Genomic DNA, 24140 nt, shown 5'->3' with positions numbered 1-24140 from the left:
CGTGCCCCGCTTCAGTCTGATCGTGCCCTGTTTCAAGGTGCAGGGCTTTCTGCGCGAGTGCCTGGACTCGGTGCTCCGGCAGTCCTTCGCCGACTTCGAGCTGATCGCCGTGGACGACTGCTCCCCGGACGGCTGCGGCGCGATCCTGGACGAGTACGCAGCGCGCGACCCGCGCGTGAAGGTGCTGCACCTGCCGGAGAACGTGGGTCTCGGCCGGGCCCGCAACGCGGGCATGCCCGAGGCGACCGGCGACTACCTGTTCTTCCTGGACAGCGACGACACGCTCACGCCGGGCGCGCTGCGGGCCGTCGCCGACCGGCTCACCGAGGCCGACGAGCCGGACGTGCTCGTCTTCGACTACGCGCGCACCTACTGGTGGGGCGGCACCCGGCGCAACGTCCTCGCCCAGGTCCTGGCCGAGGCAGGGGCGGACACGTTCACCGCCGCGGAGCATCCGCGGATCCTCGACCTGCTGATGGTGGTCTGGAACAAGGTCTACCGCCGGGAGTTCGTCACGGACAACGGCTTCGTGTTCCCGCCCGGCTACTACGAGGACACCCCCTGGACCTTCCCGGTCATGCTCAGCGCCCGCCGGATCGCCGCCTTGGACCGGATCTGCCTGAACTACCGGCAGCGCCGGCAGGGCAACATCCTGTCCACCACCAGCCGTAAGCACTTCGACATCCACGACCAGTACGAGCGGGTCTTCGCGTTCGTGGCCGAGCGGCCGGAGCTGGCCGGCTGGCGGCCGTACCTGCACCGCAAGATGGGCGAGCACTGCCTGGACATCCTCGCCAAACCGGACCGGCTGCCGCCCGCCGACAAGGCCGAGTTCTTCCGGCGTACGGCGGAGATGTTCCGCCGGCACCGGCCGGCCGGCGCCCTGGTGGACGGCGAGGTCGCCGCGCTGGCGGGCTCCTGGACGAGCTACCGGCTGCGACGGCAGGCGGCGCGGGCGGGACGGATGGCGGCCCGGCGGGCGGACCGGGTGCGCCGGACGGCCGCCGCGCGGGCCCGTACCGGCTGGGCGGGGCTGCACGCCCACCGCCCGCTGGACGACGGCCTGGTGGTGTACTCGGCGTCCTCGCACCGGGGCCTGCTGGGCGACCCGGCGGCCGTGTACGCCGCGGCGCGTGAGATCGCGCCGCAGCTGCGCGGGGTGTGGGTGGTACGGGACGCGGAGACGGCCGCGCAGCTGCCGCCCGACGTCGAGCACGTGATCGTCGGCTCCCGGCGCTATCTGGAGGTGACCGCACGCGCGAAGTTCTTCGTCAACGACGTCAACTGGCCGGGCACGCTGGTCAAGCGCCCCGGCAGCGTGCACATCCACACCCACCAGGGCACACCGCTGAAGTACCTGGGCGCCGACCTGCTGGACAAGCCGGGCGCGCGGCTCGGCTTCGACGTGCCGCAGATGCTGCGCCGGGCCGACCGCTGGGACTACAGCCTGGTCGCCAACCGGCACTCCGAGCTGGTCTGGGAGCGGGCCTACCCCTGCCACTTCGCCTCGGTGCGCACCGGCAGTCCGCGCAACGACGTGCTGGTGAACGGCGGCGCCTCGGACTTCCGGGAGCGGCACGGCATCCCGGCGGACCACACGGTCGTGCTGTACGCGCCGACCCGCCGGGACTACCGCCGGGGCGGGCACGTGGACCGGATCGACCTGGCCCGGTTCGCCGCCGACCTCGGCGAGGGGCGCACGCTCGTGGTCCGGCTGCACCCGTCGCTGGCGGACGGTCCCGCGCGGGGCCTGGGCCTCGCGGAGCTGGCCCGGCGCGGGGTCGTGGTCGACGCGACCGACGAGCCGCGGGCGGCCAACGTGCTGCTGGCGGCGGACGCGCTGGTCACGGACTACTCGTCCATCATGTTCGACTACGCCCACCTCGACCGGCCGATCGTGGTGCACGCCGACGACTGGCCGTCGTTCACGGCGAGCCGGGGCGCCTATCTCGACATCACCGCCGAGCCGCCGGGCCATGTCTCGCGCTCGTACCGGGAGCTGTCCTGGCTGTTCGCCGCGGGCACGTGGCGGGACGCGGAGTCGGCGCGGCTGCGCGCCCGGTTCCGGGAGCGGTTCTGCGAGTTCGACGACGGGCGGGCGGCCGAGCGGGTCGTACGGGTCCTGCTGCTGGGCGAGTCGATGCCCTGGCCCGCGGTCCGCATTCCGGGCCAGGCGTCGGCCCCGGACGCGCTGGCGTCGGCGTAACGGCCGCGGGGGCCGGCCCCCGGCCGGGACCGGCCCCCCCGTGCCACGGGGCCGGCGGTTACTCGATGACGAGGTCGACGTCGATGTTGCCGCGGGTGGCGTTGGAGTAGGGGCAGACCTGGTGGGCGGTCTCGACCAGCTTGCGGCCGGTCTCCTGGTCCACGGTGTCGGGCAGCTCGACGCGCAGGGTCACCTTCAGGCCGAAGCCCTCGCCCTGCTTGCCGATGCCCACCTCGGCGGTCACGGCCGCGTCGCTGACGTCGACCTTCGCCTGGCGTCCGACCAGCCCGAGGGCGCTGCCGAAGCAGGCGGCGTAGCCGGCGGCGAAGAGCTGCTCCGGGTTGGTGCCCTCGCCGTTGCCGCCCAGCTCCACCGGCGGGGCGAGCTTGAGGTCGATCCTGCCGTCGGAGGAGACGGCACGGCCGTCGCGGCCGTGGGTCGCGGTGGCGACGGCGGTGTAGAGCGCGTCCATGGAGATCATCCCTTGCGGAAGTCGAGTGTGGCGGCGGTCCCTGTCCTGTCCGCCGTACGACCATAAGTAGAGCACACAATTCAGTTGTGTACAACTAAATGCCGTGTGAGAGCTACCCTGGACTCATGACCGCCTCGCCCCCGCCTCCCGGCGCCCCGGGAACCCGAGCCGACTGGCTTCGGCTGGACCGCCAGATCTGCTTCTCCCTGCACGCCGCGTCCCGTGCCTTCAACGGCGTCTACCGCGTGATCCTCAAGGACCTCGGGCTCACCTATCCCCAGTACCTGCTGATGCTCGTGCTGTGGGAGCAGGGCGACCTGCCGGTCAAGGCGCTCGGCGAACAGCTGCGGCTGGACTCCGGCACGCTGTCCCCGCTGGTCAAGCGGCTGGAGGCGGCCGGTCTGGTACGGCGCGAGCGGAGCGCCGAGGACGAGCGGTCGGTCCGGGTCCACCTCACCGAGGAGGGCGCGGCGCTGCGCGAGCGGGCCCTGGAGGTGCCGCGCCGGATCATGTCGGCGACCGGCTTCGACCTGGCGGAGATCGGCGAGCTGCGCGCCCGGCTCGACCAGCTCACCGCCGCGCTGGACGCGGCGGCGCGGACGGAGGCCGTGGGCGGGCGCTGACCGGGCGGACGTAGAGGCGTACGGTCACCCCGCCCCGCACGGCCTCCGCACGGCCGACGAACTCCTGCCGGAGGACGGCGGCCTTCGCCCGCTCGACGGGGTCGCGCGGGGCCCAGCGGCCGGCGAGCAGCCTGCGGTCCCCGACGACCCACACCCGGTCCAGCCGGGCCAGCCTGCGGCGCAGCTCGCTCACGCCGGCTTCCCGTCCGTACAGCGTCCCGGACTCGGCCGCCCCCGCCACCAGCGCGACGTCCCGGGTCCCCCGCAGCGACCGGGGGTAGGTGAGCGCCACGTTCCGCAGGGGCGCCGGCACGAACAGCACGGGCTCACCGGCGCCCACTTCCCGCGCGGCCGCCCGGGAGACGGCAGCGAGGTCATCGGGCCGCCGACCGGGATCCCGGTCCCTCTGGAGAAGGGGGAACTGGTGCAGGAGCGAGAGCGCGACGGCGAGAACACCGGCGAGAGCGACAGAGGGCGACCACCACAGAGGACGCCTCCCCGACCGACCACCGCCGACCGACCCGCCCTCCCCCAGCACGGAGCGCCCCATCGGCCGGCCCTCGGCACCCTCACCACCCTCCCCCACCACAGGGCGCCCCATCGGCCGGCCCTCGGCACCCTCACCACCCTCCCCCACCACAGGGCGCCCCATCGGCCGGCCGTCGGCGTGTGGGCAGCCGTCGCGCGGGGCGGAACGGGTGGGCACGCGGCGACCGCCCAGCGGCAGGCGGCCGACCAGGGCCGCCACCCGCTCAGCCCCCGCGGCCACCACCAGCGGCGCCCCCGACAGCGCGTACAGCACGTACCGGTCGACGTACAGCGGCGACATCTGCGACACCAGCATCAGAACGGCCGGCGGCACCACCATCACCGGCAGCCCCACCCCCGCACACGTCATCTCCCCCCGCCGCCCCACCAGCCCGAGCAGCCCTACCAGAGCCAGCCCGAGACACACCGCGTACACCTCGTCCGTCGGCCCGAGAAACCCCCGCAGCAGCCCGCCCGCCGTCTCCGCCGTGGGCTCCCGCAGCCACGCCACCTGCGCCGCCTGCCCCCGCGACACCAGCACCATCGGCAGCAGTGCGAGGACGACCGCCGCCGCCGCGCGTCCCCAGCCCCGCCACACCCGCGCCCCGGCCCGCGCCGACGCCAGCGACACCGCGTGGGCGAGCAGCAGCAGGACGGCGAACTCGTGCAGCCAGCAGGTGAGGCCGAGCACGGTGCCGTACGCCCACCAGGAGCCGTCCCGCACGGCCCGTACGAACAGCAGGGTCGCGGCCGTGGCGCCGGCCGCGACCAAGGCGTAGGAGCGGCCCTCCTGGGCGTAGTGCCCGGCCATCGGCGTGACGGCGTAGAGCAGTCCGGCCCACAGGCCGACGCGCGGCCGGACCAGCCGGGTGCCGAGCGCCGCCACCAGGGCCGCCGAGCCGGCCGCCGCGCACACCGACGGCAGCCGGAGGGCGACCTCCCCGGGGTGGACGGCGAGGACGGCGTGCACCAGCAGGTAGTACAGGCCGTGCACCGCGTCCACGTCGTGCAGCAGCAGCCAGATCCGCGGCACCGTACGGCGCCCGACCTGGAAACTGACCGCCTCGTCGCGCCACATGCCGCCCCGGTCCAGCCGCCAGAGGCCGAGCGCCAGCATCACCAGCGCGGGCACGCTCACGGCGGTGGCCCGGCACAGCCGTTCCCGGGCGCGCCCGGGTGCCCTGCGCGGTGGGTGGCTCGTTGCACCGGTCGGCACGCCGGTGGTCGCTCCAGCCGCCCGACGCGACTGCGGTTTCACACGAAGCCCGACGTTCACCATGGCCCGATCTCTTGCGATTAGCCAATATTTGCGGCCGTTGACGGCGTATCAGCATGGATACACCATCCGCACCGCTTAGGCTCCCATGTGATGAACCGTCTCCGTGTCACCCCCGGCCCGGTCCTCACCCTCACCGCCATGTGGCTCTCCACCCGTGCCCTGATGCTGTGGCTGATCACCCACAGCGGAGGACGGCTGCTCGGCGGGGGTTCGGTGACCCGGGAGGTGTGGCGGCTGTACTTCCACTGGTACGGCGTGCTCGCGCACGGCTCCTTCCCGGCGCACGACACGCTGTGGCAGTACCCGCCGGGCGCGGGCGCGGTACTGCTGGCGCCCGGACTGCTGCCGGGCCTGACGTACTTCCAGGCGTTCGTCCTGCTCACCCTGGCCGTGGACGCGCTGACCGGGGCGGCGCTGGTCCGCGCGGGCACCCGGCCCGGGCGCAGCCTGCTCGGCGCGGCCGTGTGGACCGGCGGCCTGCCACTGCTGCTGCACCTGCCGCTCGCCCGGTACGACGTCCAGGTCACCGCCCTGGCCGTGCTGTCCCTGCTGGCCTCGGCGCGCTCCCCGCGCGCGGGCGGCGTGTTCGCGGCGCTGGGCGCGCTGGTGAAGGTGTGGCCGGCGCTGGTGCTGCTGGGCATGCCCCCGGGGCGGCCGGCCCGCAGCGCGTGGACGTGGGCGGCGTGGACGGCGATCACGTGTCTCGCCCTGCTCGCCGCCTGCCTCACCCACCCGTTCTCCTTCCTGCGGGAGCAGGGCGGCCGGGGTGTGCAGCTGGAGTCGCTCGGCGGTACGGCGCTCAACCTGGCCCGGCACGCCGGCTGGTCCGGCCGGGTCCGCTACCGGTACGGCGCGATGGAACTGGTCGGCCCGCACGTGCACGCCGTCGCCACCGCCTCCCTGGCGCTGACGGCGGTCTCCTTCGGGCTGCTGGTGCTGTGGCGGGTGCGGGCGCGGCACTGGAGCGAGGCCACGCCGTACGACGCGGCGCTGAGCGCGGTGCTGCTGTTCACGGTCACCAGCCGGGTCATCAGCCCGCAGTACCTGATCTGGCTGATCGGGCTGGCCGCCGTGTGCCTGACCTCACGGCACACCAGCCAGCGGCCGGTCGCGGTGCTGGTGCTGGCGGCGGCCGCGCTGAGCACGGTGGCCTACCCGTTGTGCTACCGCGAGATCATCGGCGGCACCTGGCCCGGCTGCCTGCTGATGCTGGCCCGGAACGGGCTGCTGACGGCCGGCACCGTATTGTCGTTCGTGCGGCTGTGGCAGGCCGCACGGCCACCGGCCGAAAAGATCGCGCCGGCGACGGAACCGCACCCCGATTCCCACCGTCTTCCGAAGCGAGCACTAAGCGCCTCTTAACGGAGTATTACAAAACATTTATAAGCTCCCGTCCGTGGACTCCATGCACCCAGAACAGCGAGACCCACACCCGGCACCGGTATCGGCACCGGAGCCGGGGTCCCAGGTCGCCGTCGTCGTCATCGGTTACAACGACCGCGCCCATGTGACCGCCGCCGTGCGTTCGGCGCTGGCGCAGGGGCCCGCGGTCGCCGAGGTGATCGCTGTGGACGACTGCTCCACCGACGGCAGTGACGAGCTGCTCGCCCGGCTGGCCGTCGGCGAGCCGCGGCTGCGAGTGGTGCGCCGGGAGGTGAACAGCGGCGGCTGCGGCAGCCCGCGCAACACCGGGATCGACGCGGCGACCGCGCCGTACGTGATGTTCCTGGACAGCGACGACGTGCTGCCGGCCGGTGCGGTGGACGCGCTGCTGGCGGCGGCGACGGAGGCGCGCGCCGAGGTCACGAGCGGCCTGTGCGTGCGCCGGGAGCTGCCTTCGGGGAGCGAACAGCCCTGGCAGGCGCCCCTCTACACGGCACGCACCGTCCTCGACCGCCCCTCCCAGAACCCCCGCCTGGTCCACGACACGCTGTGCGTCAACAAGCTGTATCGCACCGACTTCCTGCGCGAGCACGGCATCCGCTTCCCCGAGGGCCGCTTCCTCTACGAGGACTTCGTCTTCATCGCGCGCGTGCTCGCCGCCGCCCCGCGCCTCGCGCTCGTACCGGACCGGGTGTACGTGTGGCAGGTGCGCCGGTCGGCCGAGCGGCTGTCGCTCTCGCTGGACCGGGGGCGCGTCGCGAACTGGACGGCGCGTATCGAGGCGTGCGCGCTGGCGTACGACATTCTGCTGAGCGCCGGGCAGAAGGAGCTGGCGCGGGCGACGCGCGCCAAGTTCCTCGACCACGATGTGCGCATGTACGTGCGCGAACTGGGGCTGCGCGACGCGGACTACCAGCGCGCGTGGTGGACGCGCACCCGGGAGTACCTCGCGCGTTACGACGCGGCCGACTGGGAGCCGCACCCCGCCACCGCCGGCCGCCTGCTCGCGCGGGTGGTGCTGGCCTCCCCCGAACCGCGCGACCTGCCCAGGCTGCGGGAACTCGCCGCCCGCCCGGCGCGCCTGCTCCCGCCCTACGCCCGCACCCCCGACGGCGTCCCCGTGTGGTCCGCCGGTCTGCCCCAGGTCTCCCTGGCCCCGCTGCTGAACCGGCCCGTCTCCACGCTCCCGCTCGCGGTGGACGCGGAACTGCGCCCAGGCGCGCGTGCGTCGCTGCTGCGCCTGCGGCTGCACGAGCTGTACGGCAGGGTGGCCCAGGCGGGCCCGTGCGAGGTGGACGTGGCGTGGCAGGCACGCGAGGACGACCGCACCCGTGGGCGTACGACGGTGGCCTTCGCGCCCTCCGTCGCGGACACCTGGGCGGCGGAGGCGCCCGTCGACCTGGCAGGGCTCGGCTCGGGCACCTGGGACCTGCGGCTGACCGTCCGCTTCGCGGACGGCGAGCAGCGGGAGGTCACGGCGCACGCCCTCACGGGCGCCGGCCGGCTGCGGCGGCGTGTCGTCCCGAGCGCCGTGTACGGCGTGCTCCTGGCGCAGCCGTACGTCACGCACTCCGGCGCACTGGCGCTGCGGGTGGCGACCGGCCTGAGCGGAGTACTGAGGGTGGCCCGCGGCCGTCTTCGCCGCCTGCTTCACTGAGACGGGGACACGGGCCGGCACCGACACCGGCCCGGGACAGGGAAACGGACCGGCCACCGACACCGGCCCGGGACAGGGACCGGCCACCGACACCGCCCCCGGGCCGGGCGCGGGCCGGCCGACGAGCTGACGAGTTGAGCTGACGAGGAGACGGCCGCACATGACCTGGCTGATCACCGGCGGCGCCGGATACATCGGGGCGCACGTCGTACGGGCGATGACCGAGGCGGGCGAGCGCACGGTCGTCTACGACGACCTGTCCACGGGGCTCGCCGAGCGCGTACCGGCCGAGGTCCCGCTGGTGCGCGGCTCGGTCCTGGACGCGGACCTGCTGGCCCGGACTCTCGCCGGGCACCGGATCACCGGGGTCGTCCACCTGGCGGCGAAGAAGCAGGTGGGCGAGTCGGTGGACCGCCCGCTGCACTACTACCGGGAGAACGTGGAGGGTCTGCGCGTCCTCCTGGAGGCGGTGACGAGGGCCGAGATCCCCTCGTTCCTCTTCTCCTCGTCCGCGGCCGTGTACGGCATGCCCGACGTCGACCTGGTGACGGAGGAGACCCCCTGCCGCCCGCTGTCCCCGTACGGCGAGACGAAGCTGGCCGGCGAGTGGCTCGTCCGTGCCACGGCCCGGGCGACCGGCCTCGCCACGGCGTCGCTGCGCTACTTCAACGTGGCGGGCGCCGCCGCCCCGGAGCTGGCCGACACCGGCGTGTACAACCTGGTGCCGATGGTCTTCGAGCGGCTCACGGAGGGCGCGGCGCCGCGCGTCTTCGGCGACGACTACCCGACCGCCGACGGCACCTGCGTCCGTGACTACATCCACGTGGTCGACCTGGCCGAGGCCCATGTGGCCGTCGCCCGCGCCCTCGACTCCTCCCCCGGCGCCGATCTGACCCTGAACATCGGGCGGGGCGAGGGCGTCTCCGTTCGCGAGATGATCGACCGCATCAACTCCGTGACCGGCTACAACCGCCCCCCGACGGTCACCCCGCGCCGCCCCGGCGACCCCGCCCGCGTCGTCGCGTCGGCCGCCCGCATCGCCACGGAACTGGGCTGGCAGGCCAAGTACGACGTGCAGGACATGATCAGTTCGGCGTGGGAGGGCTGGGTGCGGCTGCATCCGGAGGCGGCGCGCTCGTAGGAGACCCGCCGTCGTGGTGCGGGCCGGCCGCGGGCCGCGGGGCCCGTCCCGGCCGTCCGCGCGGTTGTCCGCGTCCCCGCGTCCCCGCGTCCCCGCGTCCCCGCCCGGGCCACGGCGGCGCGGTGCGCGGAGCCGGCCGGTGCGGCCCGGCGGCCGGCCGGTGGCGTCACAGCGCCTTGAGCGCCCCCGCCGTGGCCCGTGCCAGTTTCTCCAGGTAGCCCTTCGGCAGTTTCGGGGAGCGGATCACCACCGCGCGCCAGTACAGAGGACCCGAGACGATGTCCAGCGCCAGGTCGGGGTCGACGCCCGCGCGGACCTCTCCCCGCCCCTCCGCCGCCGCCACGATCTTGCTGGCCACGCCCTCCTGGCCGTCCCGCAGCGCCTTCTGGAACGCCTCCGCGATGTCGGGATTGCGGGCCGCCTCGGCCTGGAGGTCGGGGATGATCTGGGACGCGACGGGGTGGCGCAGGGCGCGGGACGTGACCTCGTAGAGGAGGCGCAGGTCGCCCTCCAGGGAGCCCGTGTCGGGGACCGGGAAGCCGGTCACGGCCATCGCGGAGACGACGTCCAGGACCAGGTGGAGCTTCGAACGCCAGCGCCGGTACACCGCCGTCTTGCCCACACCGGCCCGGCGGGCGATCCCCTCGATGGACATGCGCGCGTAGCCGGCGGCCGCCAGTTCCTCGAAGACGGCCGCCCGGATGGCCTCGGTCACGTCCTCCCGCAGCACGGCCGCCCCGGCGGGCACCCGGCGGCGCGCAGGCGCCGGCGGCTCGTCGGCGGGCTCGGCGGCGTTCGTCGTCATACCTCACAGCATAGGGCGTTACGACGAAACGGTTGCGTTCCGACGTCGATTGGGCCTACTCTCACGTTGCGACGATACGGTCCCGTCCCGACGTAAGAGAACGTGAAGAGAAACGTAAGGAAACGACGGACGACGGGCACGGACGCGGCGGCCCCGGCGAGAGTCGGCCGCGGCACCCCCACCCCCGAGCGAAAGCAGCGGATGTGAGCCAGGTTCTCCACACACCGCCCCCCACCCGGGCCCCGGCCGCCGACGACCTCTCGGCACTCGCGGCCCGGCACGGCCTGTCGGTCAGCGGCGCCCGCCCGTCCCTGCCGGAGTACGTCCGCGAGCTGTGGGCCCGGCGCCACTTCATCAGCGCCTTCGCCACCGCCAAGCTCACCGCGCAGTACAGCCAGGCGAAGCTCGGCCAGGTCTGGCAGGTCATGACCCCGCTGCTGAACGCGGCGGTCTACTACTTCATCTTCGGCGTGCTGCTCGGCACCAAGCACAACGTGCCGGACTACGTCCCCTTCCTGGTCACGGGCGTGTTCATCTGGACGTTCACGCAGAGCTCGATCATGGCGGGCACCCGGGCGATCTCCGGCAACCTCGGCCTGGTCCGCGCCCTGCACTTCCCGCGCGCCGCCCTGCCGATCTCCTTCGCGCTCCAGCAGCTCCAGCAGCTGCTGTTCTCGATGGCCGCGCTGGTCGTCATCCTGCTCTGCTTCGGCGTGCCGGTCGCCGCTTCCTGGGTGCTGGCGATCCCGGCGCTCGTCCTGCAGTTCACGTTCAACGCCGGTGTCTCGATGATCGTGGCGCGGCTGGGTGCCAAGACCCCGGACATCGCCCAGCTGATGCCGTTCGTGCTCCGTACCTGGATGTATGTCTCCGGCGTGATGTGGAGCATCGACAAGCTGACCACGAAGGAGCCGCACGCCGTCAGGGTCGTGCTGGAGCTCAACCCCGCCGCCGTCTACATCGACCTGATGCGGTTCGCGCTGATCGACAGCTTCCACGCCGCGTCGCTGCCCCCGCACGTGTGGGCGGCGGCCACCGGCTGGGCCCTGCTCGCCGGCGTCGGCGGCTTCATCTACTTCTGGAAGGCTGAGGAGACGTACGGCCGTGGCTGAGCAGACCCAGACCGAGAAGATCCCCACCGTCATCGCCGACGACGTCGACATCGTCTACCGGGTCAACGGCACCGGCGCCGGCCGTGGCACCGCCACCGCCGCCCTGAACCGCATCCTGCGCCGCAGGCAGAGCGAGAAGGCGGCCGGGGTGCGCACGGTGCACGCGGTGAAGAAGGTCTCGTTCGTCGCCTACCGGGGCGAGGCGGTCGGACTCATCGGCACCAACGGTTCCGGAAAGTCGACCCTGCTCAAGGCCGTCGCCGGGCTGCTCCCGGTGGAGAGCGGGCACATCTACACCGACGGCCAGCCGTCCCTGCTGGGCGTCAACGCGGCCCTGATGAGCGACCTCACGGGCGAGCGGAACGTCTTCCTCGGCGGTCTCGCCATGGGCATGTCCCGGGAGCAGATCAAGGAGCGCTACCAGGACATCGTCGACTTCTCCGGCATCAACGAGAAGGGCGACTTCATCACCCTGCCGATGCGCACCTATTCCTCCGGCATGGCCGCCCGGCTGCGCTTCTCCATCGCCGCCGCCAAGGACCACGACGTCCTGCTGATCGACGAGGCACTGGCCACCGGCGACCGCTCCTTCCAGAAGCGTTCCGAGGCACGGATCCGCGAACTGCGGCAGCACGCGGGTACGGTCTTCCTCGTCAGCCACAACAACAAGTCGATCCGCGACACCTGCGAGCGGGTCCTGTGGCTGGAGCGCGGCGAGCTGCGCATGGACGGGCCGACCGAAGAGGTCATGAAGGAGTACGAGGCGTTCACCGGCGACAAGAAACCGGCCCCGAAGAAGCCCGCGCCGAAGGCGGAGGCCGCGAAAGCGGGCACACCGCAACCGGCCGCGCCGAAAGTGCCTCTTTCCTCCTGAGCCCTGCCTGCAATCACCCCCAGGGGTGACCATCCCTTTCATATACTTAGTGACAGTATGTTATGAAAGGTTAGCCCGAAGATATTGAGTCGAAGGAGTCCACTGCGATGCCCCAGCTGAGCCTGATCATCTACGGGCCGAACGCACAGGGGCGTCTGACCGAGCTGCTGGACTCCCTGGCGGCCCACCCCCTCACCGACGCCGAGGTGATCGTCGTCGCGGTCGGCGACTGGGCGCGGGAGACGGCCGAGAGCCACGCCCCCGAGACGATCGTCGTACCGCTGCCGGAGGGTACCGGTGACGCGGCGGCGCGGGCGGCCGGCGCCGCCCGCGCGTCCGGCCGCTGGCTGCACTTCGTCCACGCCAAGGACGGCCTGCCCGCCGGCGCGCCCCGCCTGATCGCCGAGCGGACCGCCGAACTGGACGGCGCGAGCGCCTCCGAACCCGGCGGCGCACCCGTGGACGTACTCCTCTTCGACCACGTCACCACCACCTGGCAGACCGCCGCCGCCCCCTCCCGCGACGGCCGCCACCTCGCCGCCGTCGGCCGCGCCGGCCTGCCCCTGGCCGACGCCGCCGACCTGCTGCGGCTCACCCCGCTGCTCGGCAACCGCGCCCTGCGTGCCGCCTTCTGGCAGGCCCACGAGGAGCAGCTGACCACCGACGACGAGCCGCGCGCCGCCCACGCGGCCCTGCTGCACGCCGGCCGCGTGGCCTGCCTGAACCAGACGGCGTACGAACACCGCGTGCTGCGCCCCGAGAGCCTGCCGCCGCGCGCCCCCGAGGACCGGCTCGCGCTCATCGACCGGTACGAGTCCCTGCTCCCGCTCACCCGGGACCGCCGCGCCCCCCACACGGTGCTGTACGACCTGATGGTGCGCGATCTGGTGCGCACCTTCGCCCGCGAGGACCTGCCCGACCCGGTGGCCCGCGAGTTCTTCCGCCGTGCCTCCCTGGCCACGGTCCGCTGGCGCCCCGAGGGCCACCGGCGCCCGGCGGGCCTGGAGGGCGTACGGCACGCGCTGCTGGAGGAGGGCGCGTACGCCAGGTACCGCGCGTTCCAGACGGCCAACCGCACCCGGCGCGCCGCCCGCAAGGCCGTACGCACCCGCAAGCGCGAGCTGGGCGCCAAGGTCCGCGACCACCAGTACCAGCGCGCCCTGACCCGCCCGCTGGACCCGAACCTCGCGGTGTTCTCGGCCTACTGGGACCGCGGAGTGGCCTGCAACCCGGCCGCGATCGCCGCGAAGCTCGCCGAACTCGCCCCGCACATCCACCCGGTGTGGGTGGTGAGCAAACAGAACACCGCCCTGCTGCCGCCCGGCACCGACCACGTCGTCCCCGGCACCCGTCGCTACTGGGAGACCCTGGCCACCGCCAAGTACCTGACGAACAACGTCAACTTCCCGAACGGGGTGGTCAAGCGCCCGGACGCCATCCACCTCCAGACCCACCACGGCACCCCGCTCAAGCGCATGGGCCTGGACCAGATGGACCACCCGGCCGCCGCCAAGGGCCTGGACTTCGCCGCCCTGCTGGCCCGCATCGACAAGTGGGACTACAGCGTCAGCGCCAACAGCCACTCCACCCGCATGTGGGAGCGCGCCTACCCGTCGCGCTACACCTCGCTCGACCACGGCTATCCGCGCAACGACGTCTACTACGGCAGCGATGCCCGGACCGTGCGCGCCGCCCGCGAACGCCTGGGCATTCCCCCCGGCAGGACGGCCGTTCTGTACGCCCCCACGCACCGCGACTACGAGGCCGGCTTCACCCCCCGCCTCGACCTCGCCGCCCTCGCCGACCGCCTCGGCGAGAACACCGTCCTCCTCGTCCGCGCCCACTACTTCTACGGCGGCGCCGCCTCCCCGCTGACCGGGCTGCGCCGCTCCGGCCGGATCATCGACGTCTCCTCCTACGACCCCGTCGAGGAACTGTGCCTGGCCGCCGACGCGCTGGTCACGGACTACTCGTCGATCATGTTCGACTACGCCAACCTCGACCGGCCGATCGTGATCTACGCCGACGACTGGGAGACCTACCGCACCACCCGGGGCGTCTACTTCGACCTCATGGCCGAGCACCCCGGCCAGGTCGCCCGCACCCAGGAGGAACTCGCGGAGATCTTCACCTCCGGCGCCTGGCGCGACGAGAGCGCGGCCAAGGCACGGGCCGCGTTCCGGCGCCGGTTCTGCGAGTACGACGACGGTCGCGCCGCCGAACGGATCGTACGGCGGGTGTTCCTGGGCGAACCGGAAGAGTCGCTGCCACCGGTGCTCCCCATCGAGGACCGCACCCCCGCCCCGACCCCCGAGGAGACCTCCGCATGACCAGCCCCGACGTCACGGTGACGGTCATCGTCTACAACGACGCGGCCCGCCTGCCGCGCGCGGTCGCCTCCCTGCTCGCGCAGACCCACGGGAACATCGAGATCGTCATCAGCGACGACCACTCGACGGACGAGACGCCCGCGGTCGCACGGGAGCTCGTGGCCCAGGACCCTCGCGTCCGGTACATCCGCCTGCCGGAGAACAGCGGCGGCTGCAGCGCCCCGCGCAACCGGGCCATCGAGATCGCCCGGGCGCCGTACCTGATGTTCCTGGACAGCGACGACGAACTGCCGCCGCGCGCGGTGGAGTTGCTGCTCGCCGCCCACCGGGAACGCGAGGTGGACTTCACCATGGGCGCGGTCCGCCGGGTCCGGGTGGACAACGGGCGCCGCACGACCTGGATGCCGCACGTGGTCGCCGAGCGCCGCACCGTGGAGGGCATCGAGGCGGACCCGAGGCTGCTGTTCGAGCACCTGTCGACCAGCAAGATGTACGCCCGCGCCTTCCTCGACCGCCACCAGCTGCGCTTCCCCGAGGGCATCCACTACGAGGACCAGTTGTTCTCGGCGCAGGCGTACTGCCTGGCGAAGGCGTTCACGATCATCCCGGACCCGGTGTACGTGTGGTACATCGAGCCGTTCGCCGCCGCGGCCTCCGCCTCCATCTCCAACCAGCGGCACAAGATCTCCAACGTCCGCGACCGCGTGCACGTCCAGCGGCTGATCGACGATTTCCTGGTCAGCAGCGGGCACGCGGGGCTGCGTGAGGACAAGGACTACAAGTTCCTCAAGCACGACTTCCGGATGTACGCCGGCGACCTGCCGTACCGGGACGAGGAGTGGCTGGCGTCCTTCGCGGACCTCATGAATCCCTACCTGGACACGCTGTCCCCCGGCGCGTACGACAGGCTGCCGCGGGCCGAGCGGGTGGTGCTGGAACTGCTGCGGGACGGCCGCACGGCCGAGGCCCGGGTGGCGGCGCGCGGACTGGGCCACGGGGTGGCGCCACGGCAGGTGACGACCGACGGCACGGGTGCGGCGTACTGGGGCGACAGCGCTCCGTCCACGGACCGCGCCCGCCGTGAACTGGACGTCTCCGATCTGGAGCTGGACACCCGGCCCTTCCCCACCGCCCAGTTCCGCCACGAGATCACGGAGCTGACTCCCGGCCCGGGTGCGGCCCTGACCCTCGCGATCCGCACGTACGACCCCGGTCTGCGTCTGCCCGTGGGCCCGCAGCGCGCGTCCCTGCTCCTGACTCCCGGCAGGCGTCGGATGACGGTCCCCTTCCGGCTCGACCCGGTCCGCCCCGGCGTCTTCGAAGGCACCGTCCGGCTCGACCTGGCCGCCGCCTCGCTCCCCGTCCACGGCTTCGAGGGCGTACGCCATCCCGTGATCCGGCTGGCCCAGCAGGGCCTGTCCAACGCGGCCCTGCTCCTGGCCCCCCTCGACTTCCCGACCCGCACGACCCGCGTCGGCGACCACCAGCTCACCGTCGAACCGGAGGGCCGCAACCCCGGCCGCCTGCAGATCCGCTGGCGTCCGGTGGGGGTGACGGCACGGGTGATCCGCCCGATGGTCCGGCGGGTCGACCGGCCCCGGGTACGGAGCGCTGTGCGGCTGGTGTCGAGCGTGCTGAGGTGACGACGGCGGCGCGACAGCGCCGTCGCGGTGCCTGTGCGTGAGCGGCCGCGGCTTCGTCGCACGTGCGGGCAAGCGCTGTCGCGGTGCCTGTGCGTGAGCGGCCGCGGCTTCGTCGTGGTCGCTCACGCGGTTCCCCGCGCCCCTTACGGGGGCGCCCACGCAGCTGCGGGCAGTCGTGCCGCTGGGGCGGCACGGGTGGGCGCGGCGGCACCCCGCCGGTGCGGGCGAGCGACCCCACGCCCCGGCCCGCCGCGGCTCAGGGCACCACTCGGTACAGGATCTGTCCGCCCGGTCCCGCCGCCGCCTCACGGAGCCACGGCGCCGCCGACCACCTGCCCGCCACGACCCACTTCACCCCGTACTCCCGCAGCACCGCCCGCCGCTCCGCCGCCCCCGTCCCCGGCGCGAAGTACCGCTCCACCGCCGCCTCCCGCCGCCCCGCGTCCTTCAGGAACACATCCGGATACCCGGGCGCCACGGTGTACGGCCCGTACGCGGGGATCTGCCGGGCCGGAAACGTACGGGTCATCACCACGTCCCCGTACTCCACCCCGGCCCGCATGATCCACTGATACCCGACCCACGGCGTCCGGTACTTCTCCGCGACCACCCCGGGCAGCGCGTCCTGCCCCACCACGTACCCGAGCGTCCCGACCTGCGTCCACGCGCCCACCGCCAGCGCGGCCGTCAGCACGCACGCCCACCCCCTGCGCACCGCCCGCCGCCCCGCGGACACGACCTCCAGCGCGGCCGCGAGCTGTGCCGGGACCAGCGCGGCGGGCAGGGCGCGGCCCCAGGAGTAGTGCCCGCTCAGACCCCCCGCCGCGAACACCAGCGCGCCGAGGGCGAAGAAGAACACCAGCGGGTCCCGGCGGTCCCGACGCCACCGCAGCGCCAGCGCCACCACCCCGAGCAGCACGAGCCCGAACCGCCCGGCCAGGTCCTCGTACAGCGGCCGGTGGATGGCCTCCAGGTCCCCACCCGCGGAGAACAGCGCGAAGAAGTCGTAGTACGGCCAGAGCCACAGCACGACCAGCCCCAGCACCAGCCCGGCGCCGAGCCGGAGCAGCGCCGTCCGGGCCGGCCGTGCCGCGAGCAGCGTGGCGAGGACGCCGAGGGACGCCACGACCCCGGTGAACTGGTGGCACAGCAAGGTCAGCGCCCACAGCGCCCCCAGTCCGAGCCACACCCCCCAGCCGGCCTGCCCGCGCAGCGCCCGCGTCAGCCATGCCCAGAGGTGGAAGGCGAGGCCGAGCGCGAAGACGCTGGGGTACGACACCGTCAGCGCGAGGGAGTTCAGCCCGAGGAAGCCGCTCCAGCTGAACAGCACCGGCCCCCAGAGGAGGAGCAGGCTCAGCAGCGCCAGGGCGGGGGCGGCACGGTGGGCGCTCAGGGTACGGACGTACCGCAGGACGCCGGTCACCAGCAGTCCCAGTCCGGCGAGCGCGGCCAGGCGCAGCACCACGAACACCGACAGGCCCGTCAGCTTGGCCACGACGCCGAGCAGCAGCATCCACGGTGAGTAGTACGGGCTCGGCGTGTCGGCGTCGACCAGCGGGTTGCCGGGGTGCACCAGGCTGTGGCGCAGGCGTTGGATCGTGGCCGCGTGCATGCCCAGGTCGCCCGCCCACGGCAGGCGGACGACGACCAGGAGCAGCAGCACCACGACGAGGGCCGCGGCGGCCTGCGCCGACATCCGGCCGACGCGGGCCGCGGAGCCACGCACCGGTGCCGTACGGCGCTTCGGTTCGGTATCGGACGGCACGGTCTGCATGATCCACCGACCCTACAACCCGAGCACACAAAAGGCGCCCCGGGCCGTGAAGTGCCCGGGGCGCCCTTCGTGCCGTCCGGCTACGAATGCGTGCGCAGCAGCGTCCGCATGGTGCGCATCGCCACCGACAGGTTGGCGAGGTCGAACGAGTCCGAACTGCGGATCTCGTCCAGGGTGGTGCGGGCCCGGCCCAGGATCGCGCTGTTCTTCTGCTCCCACGCCTTGAACCGCTGCTCCGGCGTCGACGTGCCGTTGCCGGCGGCGAAGACGTCCGCGGTGAGCGCCGCGTGGGCCGCGTACAGGTCCTCGCGGATGGAGGCGCGGGCCATGGACTGCCAGCGGTCGGCGCGGGGCAGCTCGATGATGCGGTCCATCAGCTGGGTGATGTTCAGCCGGTCGGCGAGGTCGTAGTAGATCTCGGCGACGTCCAGCGGCTCCTTGCCCAGGCGGTCGGCCACCGACACGATGTCGAGCGCCGGGAAGGCGGAGGAGAAGCCGGCCACGCGGGTGGCCAGCTCGTCCGGGACGCCGGCCGCGGACAGCTCGTCGTACACGTGCTGGTACCACTCCAGGTCCGCGCCCTTGAGCAGCTTCGGCAGCTCCTGCCAGACCCGCTCGACCCGGTCGGCGAAAAACTCCATCGTCTCGGCGAGCTGGAGCGGCTGCGGCCGGTTGTTGAGCAGCCAGCGCGTACCGCGCTCGACCAGGCGGCGCGAGTGCAGCCGGATGCGCGTCTGGACGGCCGCCTCGACCCTGTTGTCCAGGGCCTCGACCGCGTCCCACACCGGTGCCGAGCGGAAGATCGTGCGGGCCGCGGTCTGGGCGCGGACGATCTCCTCCAGGGAGGCGCCGGTCTCCTCGCGCAGGCGGTGCAGGTACGTCGTACCGCCCGTGTTGACCGTGTCGTTGACCAGCACGGTGGTGGTGATCTCGCGGCGCAGCGGGTGGTTGTCGATGGCCTCGACGAAGCGCTCGCGCAGGGCCGTCGGGAAGTACGCGTGCAGCAGGGTGCGCAGGTACGGGTCGTCCGGCAGCGAGGTGTGCAGCAGCTCCTCGGCCACCGTGATCTTCGTGTACGCCAGGACGACGGCCGTCTCCGGGCCGGTCAGACCCTGGGTCTGGGCGAGGCGCTCCCGGATCTGCCGGTCGGTCGGCAGGAACTCCAGCGCCCGGTCCAGGTGGCCCTCGCGCACCAGGTGGCGGATGAACCGCTGCTGGGCGTGGAGCATGTCCTTGGCCTGGAACAGGGCGTTGGCCAGGGCGGTGTTCTGCGCGTAGTTGTTGCGCAGGACCAGCGCGCCGACCTCGTCGGTCATCTCGGCGAGCAGCTTGTTGCGCTGCTTGACGGTCATGTCGCCCTCGGCGACCAGGCCGTTCAGCAGGATCTTGATGTTCACCTCGTGGTCGGAGGTGTCCACGCCGGCGCTGTTGTCGATCGCGTCGGTGTTGATCCGGCCGCCCCGGAGCGCGAACTCGATCCGGCCGAGCTGGGTCAGGCCCAGGTTGCCGCCCTCGCCGACGACCTTGACGCGCAGGTCGGCGCCGTCGACGCGGATGGCGTCGTTGGCCTTGTCGCCGACGTCCGCGTTCGACTCCGAGGACGCCTTCACGTACGTACCGATGCCGCCGTTCCACAGCAGGTCCACCGGCGACTCGAGGATCGTCTTCATCAGGTCGGCCGGGGTCATCTTGGTGACCTTGTCCTCGATGCCGAGGGCCTCGCGGATGTGGCTGTTGAGCGTGATCGCCTTGGCGCTGCGCGGGAAGATCCCGCCGCCCGCGGAGAGCAGCTCGGTGTTGTAGTCGGCCCAGCTGGAGCGGGGCAGCTCGAACAGGCGGCGGCGCTCGGCGTAGGAGGTGGCCGCGTCCGGGGTGGGGTCGATGAAGATGTGCCGGTGGTCGAAGGCGGCGACCAGGCGGATGTGCTCGGAGAGCAGCATGCCGTTGCCGAACACGTCGCCGGACATGTCACCGATGCCGACGACCGTGAAGTCCTCGGTCTGCGTGTCCACGCCCAGCTCGCGGAAGTGCCGCTTCACGGACTCCCAGGCGCCGCGCGCGGTGATGCCCATGCCCTTGTGGTCGTAACCGGCCGAGCCGCCGGAGGCGAAGGCGTCGCCGAGCCAGAAGTTGTACTGCTCGGCGACCCCGTTGGCGATGTCCGAGAAGGTCGCGGTGCCCTTGTCGGCGGCGACCACCAGGTAGGTGTCGTCGCCGTCGTGCCGGACCACGTCCTGCGGCGGCACGACCTCACCGGCCACCATGTTGTCGGTGATGTCGAGCAGCGCCGAGATGAACGTCTTGTAGCTGGCGACGCCCTCGGCCAGCCAGGCGTCGCGGTCCACACCCGGATCCGGCAGCTGCTTGGCGACGAAGCCGCCCTTGGCGCCGACCGGCACGATCACGGTGTTCTTCACCATCTGCGCCTTGACCAGGCCGAGGATCTCCGTACGGAAGTCCTCGCGCCGGTCGGACCAGCGCAGGCCGCCTCGGGCGACCTTGCCGAAGCGCAGGTGCACGCCCTCCACGCGCGGCGAGTACACCCAGATCTCGTACGCCGGGCGCGGCGCGGGCAGGTCCGGGATGGCCTGCGGGTCGAACTTCATGGAGACGTAGTCGTGCGGCTCGCCGCCGAGCGTCTCCTGGAAGAAGTTCGTGCGCAGGGTCGCCTTGATGACGGTCAGGAACGACCGCAGGATGCGGTCCTCGTCCAGGCTGGCCACCTGCTCCAGGGCCGCGTCCAGCTCTTCCAGCAGGGCGTCGGTGATCTCGAGCCCGGCCTTCTGCCGGTCCGGGGACATCCGCGCCTCGAACAGGGAGACGAGGAGCCGGGTGGTGTGGACGTTGTTGCGGAGGGTGTCCTCCATGTAGTCCTGCGAGAAGGTCGAGCCGGCCTGCCGCAGGTACTTGGCGTAGGCGCGCAGCACCATCGCCTGCCGCCAGGTCAGCCCGGCGCTCAGCACGAGGGCGTTGAAGCCGTCGTTCTCGGCCTTGCCGGTCCAGGTCGCGGCGAACGCCTCCTGGAACCGCTCACGGCCGTCCTCGCCCAGGTAGTCGCCGTTGCCGCCGCCGAGCGACTTGGGCATGCGCAGCCCGAAGTCGTAGATCCAGGCGGTGGTGCGGTCCGCGCAGCGCAGCTCGTACGGCCGCTCGTCGGTCACCTCGACGCCGAGGCGGCTGAGCACCGGCAGCACCTTGGAGAGGGAGACCGTGCCGCCCTTCTGGTAGATCTTGAAGCGGCGCTCGTCGGGCACGGCGCCCACCGGCTCGTACAGGCTCAGCGAGAATGCCTTGTCCTCGCTGAGCTGCTCCAGATGGACCAGGTCGGCTACCGCGGCCCGCGGGCTGTGGTCGGCCTTGTAGCCCTCGGGGAAGGAGTGGTTGTAGCGGCGCAGCACCTCGGCCGCGTGCTCCTCGCCGCACTCGGCGGTCAGCGCCTCGGCGAACGCGTCGGCCCAGGAGCGGGCCGCCTCGACCAGGCGCGCCTCGATGCGCTCCTTGTCGGAGTCCGACAGCTGGGGCAGCTCGGTGCCCTGCGGGACCCGGACGACGAAGTGCAGCCGGGACAGGATCGACTCGGTGTTCCAGGCGGTGAAGTCGACGCTGATGCCGCCGAGCTCCTCCTTCAGGATGTCGATGATCCGCAGGCGGACGCCGGTGGTGTAGCGGTCACGCGGGAGGTAGACGAGGGCCGAGTAGTAGCGGCCGTACTCGTCCTGGCGCAGGTACAGCCGCAGCCGCCGGCGCTCCTGCAGGTAGAGCACGCTCGTGACGATCGACTGCAGCTCGGCGACCGGCGTCTGGAACAGCTCGTCGCGCGGGTAGGTCTCCATGATCTGGAGCAGGTCACGGCCGTCGTGGCTGTTGGGGGAGAACCCGGCGAGCTTCAGGACCTCCTCGACCTTGCGGCGGATGACCGGGACCCGGCGGACGGACTCGGTGTAGGCGGCGGAGGAGAACAGGCCGAGGAAACGGCGCTCGCCGATGACGTTGCCGTCCGCGTCGAACTTCTTGACGCCGATGTAGTCCAGGTACGACGGCCGGTGCACGGTGGCCCGGCTGTTGGCCTTGGTCAGCACGAGCAGTTTGTGCTCGCGGGCCTTGGCGCGGGCGTCGGCCGGGAGGCGTTCGAAGGAGGGGCTGACCGGGTGCTGCTCGTCCTCGGCGTGGTGCGGGTCCGAGCGCAGTATGCCGAGACCGGTGCCGGGCACGGCGGCGAGCGTGTCGTCCTCGCGCAGCCGGTACTCGCGGAAGCCGAGGAAGGTGAAGTGGTCCGCGGACAGCCAGTGCAGCAGCTCACGCGCCTCCGCGACCTCGGGCCGCGGCAGGTCCGCGGGGGCGGGCTCGCTCTCCAGGCCGTCGGCGATCCGGTTCGCCGCGTCCCGCATCTTCTCCCAGTCCTCGACGGCCTCCCGGACGTCGGACAGGACGCGCAGCAGGTCGGCGGAGATCTGCTTCAGGTCGGCGCGGTCGGTCTCCCGGTCGATCTCCACGTGGATCCAGGACTCGACGTGCGCGTCGTGCGGGAGGTCGCCGGTGGGCGGGGTCCGCAGCACCTCGATCAGTTTGCCGGTCAGATCACGCCGGACGACGACCTGCGGGTGGATGACGACGTGGATGCCACGCCCCTGCCGGGTCAGCTCGTTGGTCACCGAGTCGACGAGGAAGGGCATGTCGTCGGTGACGACCTCCACCACGGTGTGGCTGCAGGTCCACCCGTTCTCTTCCACGGTCGGCGTGTGCACCCGGACGTTCGCGGTGCCCTGGGGGCGGTTCTCGGCGAGACGGTAGTGCGAGAGCGCGGCGCCGAAGACGTCGACCGGGTCGCGGTCGGCGATGTCTTCCGGGGCGGTGTGCAGGTAGTAGCGCTGGAGGAACGCGAGCACTGTTTCGCTGTCCGGGGTGCCGGGGGTGCCCTCGCTCGTCGTCCCGGTCGGTAGGTGCCCCCCGACCGGGCTGTTCTCAGCTACCCGTGCGGCCCTCTCGAGCAGCTCGGCCTTGGCTTCGTCCAGCTTGGTCTGCATTGTCCTCTGACTCCTGTCGCGCGCCGTTGCGTGACGTAGAAGGAAGTACGGTCTCTTCCCTTGCGACACAACGCCACGGCCCGGGGTGTCCGGTCGGTTCCGACGGTATGCCGCGAGGAGAGATGAGCGGGGGGAATTCGGCCATTGTGGGGGCGTCCGTCGGGTGTGACGCTGCTCTCGGCATCGCCGTGGCCCGGACCGTCCTCGGCGTACCGGGGGCTTCCGCGCCCCCGTCCCGCCCGCGAAGACCAGCGACCGCCGCCCGGTCACGGAGGTGTTCCGTGCAACCCGGGCGCAGGGCAGGGGCAGCATCGCCCCCGCGAGATATCGCGCTGATCACGCCACAAGGCTATCGCCCCTCACCCCGGGTCCGTCATGAGCCGTATGTGTACAAAACCAAGGGGTGAAGTTTGACGTTCTGCACAGCGGCGGGCCGGGGGCGGGTGGCGTATCCGGTCGCGCCCTCGCGCCCGCGGTCGCACCCTGAAAACCACCGGGCCCTCTTGGCAGGCGCGCCCGGCGGCGGCACGGTGCCCTGAGTTCCACCGCACGGCCCGGCGTCCCGCCGGCACGGCCCAGCGTCCCACCCGCAGAGCCCGGAGTCTGCCTCGAGGAGCCGACATGCCCACGAAGATCCTCATCGTCACCGGTGACGCAGCGGAGTCCCTGGAAGTCCTCTACCCGTACCAGCGGCTGCGGGAAGAGGGTTACGAGGTCCACATCGCGGCCCCCACCCGCAAGACGCTCCGCTTCGTCGTCCACGACTTCGAACCCGGCTACGACACCTACACCGAGAAGCCCGGCTACACCTGGCCCGCCGACCTGGCCTTCTCCGAGGTCGACCCGGGTGCGTACGCGGCCCTGGTCATCCCCGGCGGCCGGGCCCCCGAGTATCTGCGCAACGACCCCGAGCTGCGCAAGATCCTCAAGGCGTTCTTCGACGCGGACAAGCCCGTCGCCCAGATCTGCCACGGCCCGCTGCTCACCGCCGCGATCGACTCGCTGCGGGGGCGCAGGGTCACGGCCTACCCCGCGCTGGAGCCGGACATGCAGGCGGCCGGAGCGGGCTTCCAGGACGCCGAGACGGTCGTCGACGGCACCCTGGTCTCGGCCCGGGCGTGGCCGGACCATCCGGCGTGGATGCGGGAGTTCATCAACGTGCTGCGCTCCGAGGCACCGGTGAACTGACCCCGCCCCGCCGGCCCGGCCGTGAGGCTACGCCGCCGTACGTGCGGAGTCCCGCTGCCGGGCTCACCCCGCCCGGGACCCCACCGACGCACTCACCACCG

General features: G+C 72.5%; 15 protein-coding genes. 10 read left to right on the top strand and 5 right to left on the bottom strand.

What is annotated here, in order from left to right; genetic code table 11:
* Position 1 precedes the first annotated feature (1 nt).
* The gene (locus ACIGYR_RS07520) at positions 2-2206 is read left to right on the top strand and encodes a CDP-glycerol glycerophosphotransferase family protein (protein WP_399596450.1); all 2205 of its coding nucleotides are present in this window, start codon (positions 2-4) and stop codon (positions 2204-2206) included.
* Positions 2207-2264: 58 nt separating this feature from the next.
* Here ACIGYR_RS07520 and ACIGYR_RS07515 read toward each other — a convergent pair whose 3' ends face one another.
* On the bottom strand, positions 2265-2678 hold the full coding sequence (locus ACIGYR_RS07515) for an organic hydroperoxide resistance protein (RefSeq protein ID WP_351207029.1): 414 nt from the start codon (positions 2676-2678) through the stop codon (positions 2265-2267).
* A 125-nt stretch (positions 2679-2803) separates the two neighbouring features.
* On the opposite strand from ACIGYR_RS07515, the gene ACIGYR_RS07510 reads away from it, so the two are divergent.
* The gene (locus tag ACIGYR_RS07510) at positions 2804-3301 is read left to right on the top strand and encodes a MarR family winged helix-turn-helix transcriptional regulator (protein ID WP_399596453.1); all 498 of its coding nucleotides are present in this window, start codon (positions 2804-2806) and stop codon (positions 3299-3301) included.
* Here ACIGYR_RS07510 and ACIGYR_RS07505 read toward each other — a convergent pair.
* Positions 3249-4967 carry a glycosyltransferase family 39 protein gene (locus ACIGYR_RS07505; RefSeq protein WP_399596555.1) on the bottom strand — a complete coding sequence of 573 codons (1719 nt, stop codon included), beginning with the start codon at positions 4965-4967 and terminating at the stop codon, positions 3249-3251. The two genes, ACIGYR_RS07510 and ACIGYR_RS07505, sit on opposite strands and share 53 nt — an antisense overlap.
* 231 nt (positions 4968-5198) lie before the next feature.
* Here ACIGYR_RS07505 and ACIGYR_RS07500 point away from each other — a divergent pair, with 231 nt between their 5' ends.
* The 3 genes from ACIGYR_RS07500 (at position 5199) to galE (ending at position 9289) form a co-directional block, all read left to right on the top strand.
* Entirely contained in the window at positions 5199-6470 is a 1272-nt protein-coding gene (locus ACIGYR_RS07500; protein WP_399596455.1) for a glycosyltransferase 87 family protein, read from the top strand.
* 43 nt (positions 6471-6513) lie between these two features.
* Positions 6514-8148 carry a glycosyltransferase family 2 protein gene (locus tag ACIGYR_RS07495; protein ID WP_399596556.1) on the top strand — a complete coding sequence of 545 codons (1635 nt, stop codon included), beginning with the start codon at positions 6514-6516 and terminating at the stop codon, positions 8146-8148.
* Between the two features lie 160 nt (positions 8149-8308).
* The gene (galE, locus tag ACIGYR_RS07490) at positions 8309-9289 is read left to right on the top strand and encodes a UDP-glucose 4-epimerase GalE (RefSeq protein WP_399596457.1); all 981 of its coding nucleotides are present in this window, start codon (positions 8309-8311) and stop codon (positions 9287-9289) included.
* Between the two features lie 166 nt (positions 9290-9455).
* Here galE and ACIGYR_RS07485 read toward each other — a convergent pair whose 3' ends face one another.
* Positions 9456-10094 (bottom strand): TetR/AcrR family transcriptional regulator, encoded by a 639-nt coding sequence (locus tag ACIGYR_RS07485; RefSeq protein ID WP_399596458.1) that lies wholly within the window; start codon positions 10092-10094, stop codon positions 9456-9458.
* Between the two features lie 203 nt (positions 10095-10297).
* On the opposite strand from ACIGYR_RS07485, the gene ACIGYR_RS07480 reads away from it, so the two are divergent.
* From ACIGYR_RS07480 to ACIGYR_RS07465, 4 genes are all read left to right on the top strand, one after another.
* A complete protein-coding gene (locus ACIGYR_RS07480) occupies positions 10298-11206 on the top strand; it encodes an ABC transporter permease (protein ID WP_391844986.1) in 909 nt (302 codons plus the stop codon).
* Complete coding sequence (locus ACIGYR_RS07475; protein WP_399596459.1) at positions 11199-12080, top strand: ABC transporter ATP-binding protein; 882 nt, start codon at positions 11199-11201, stop codon at positions 12078-12080. Before ACIGYR_RS07480 ends, ACIGYR_RS07475 begins: the two co-directional genes overlap by 8 nt.
* Before the next feature lie 107 nt (positions 12081-12187).
* Positions 12188-14410 carry a CDP-glycerol glycerophosphotransferase family protein gene (locus tag ACIGYR_RS07470; protein WP_391844983.1) on the top strand — a complete coding sequence of 741 codons (2223 nt, stop codon included), beginning with the start codon at positions 12188-12190 and terminating at the stop codon, positions 14408-14410.
* Positions 14407-16053, top strand: a complete 1647-nt coding sequence (locus tag ACIGYR_RS07465; RefSeq protein WP_399596460.1) for a glycosyltransferase family 2 protein — start codon at positions 14407-14409, stop codon at positions 16051-16053. Before ACIGYR_RS07470 ends, ACIGYR_RS07465 begins: the two co-directional genes overlap by 4 nt.
* Before the next feature lie 256 nt (positions 16054-16309).
* Here ACIGYR_RS07465 and ACIGYR_RS07460 read toward each other — a convergent pair whose 3' ends face one another.
* The gene (locus tag ACIGYR_RS07460) at positions 16310-17749 is read right to left on the bottom strand and encodes a hypothetical protein (RefSeq protein WP_399596557.1); all 1440 of its coding nucleotides are present in this window, start codon (positions 17747-17749) and stop codon (positions 16310-16312) included.
* Positions 17750-17907: 158 nt separating this feature from the next.
* Complete coding sequence (locus tag ACIGYR_RS07455; protein WP_399596461.1) at positions 17908-22851, bottom strand: NAD-glutamate dehydrogenase; 4944 nt, start codon at positions 22849-22851, stop codon at positions 17908-17910.
* Between the two features lie 621 nt (positions 22852-23472).
* On the opposite strand from ACIGYR_RS07455, the gene ACIGYR_RS07450 reads away from it, so the two are divergent.
* On the top strand, positions 23473-24039 hold the full coding sequence (locus ACIGYR_RS07450; RefSeq protein WP_391844978.1) for a DJ-1/PfpI family protein: 567 nt from the start codon (positions 23473-23475) through the stop codon (positions 24037-24039).
* Positions 24040-24140 lie beyond the last annotated feature (101 nt).

The organism is Streptomyces sp. NPDC053076 (assembly GCF_044546845.1).
Lineage (GTDB): Bacteria > Actinomycetota > Actinomycetes > Streptomycetales > Streptomycetaceae > Streptomyces.
The sequence above is the reverse complement of the archived record's forward strand: the minus strand, read 5'-3'. Positions and strand labels throughout refer to the sequence as shown.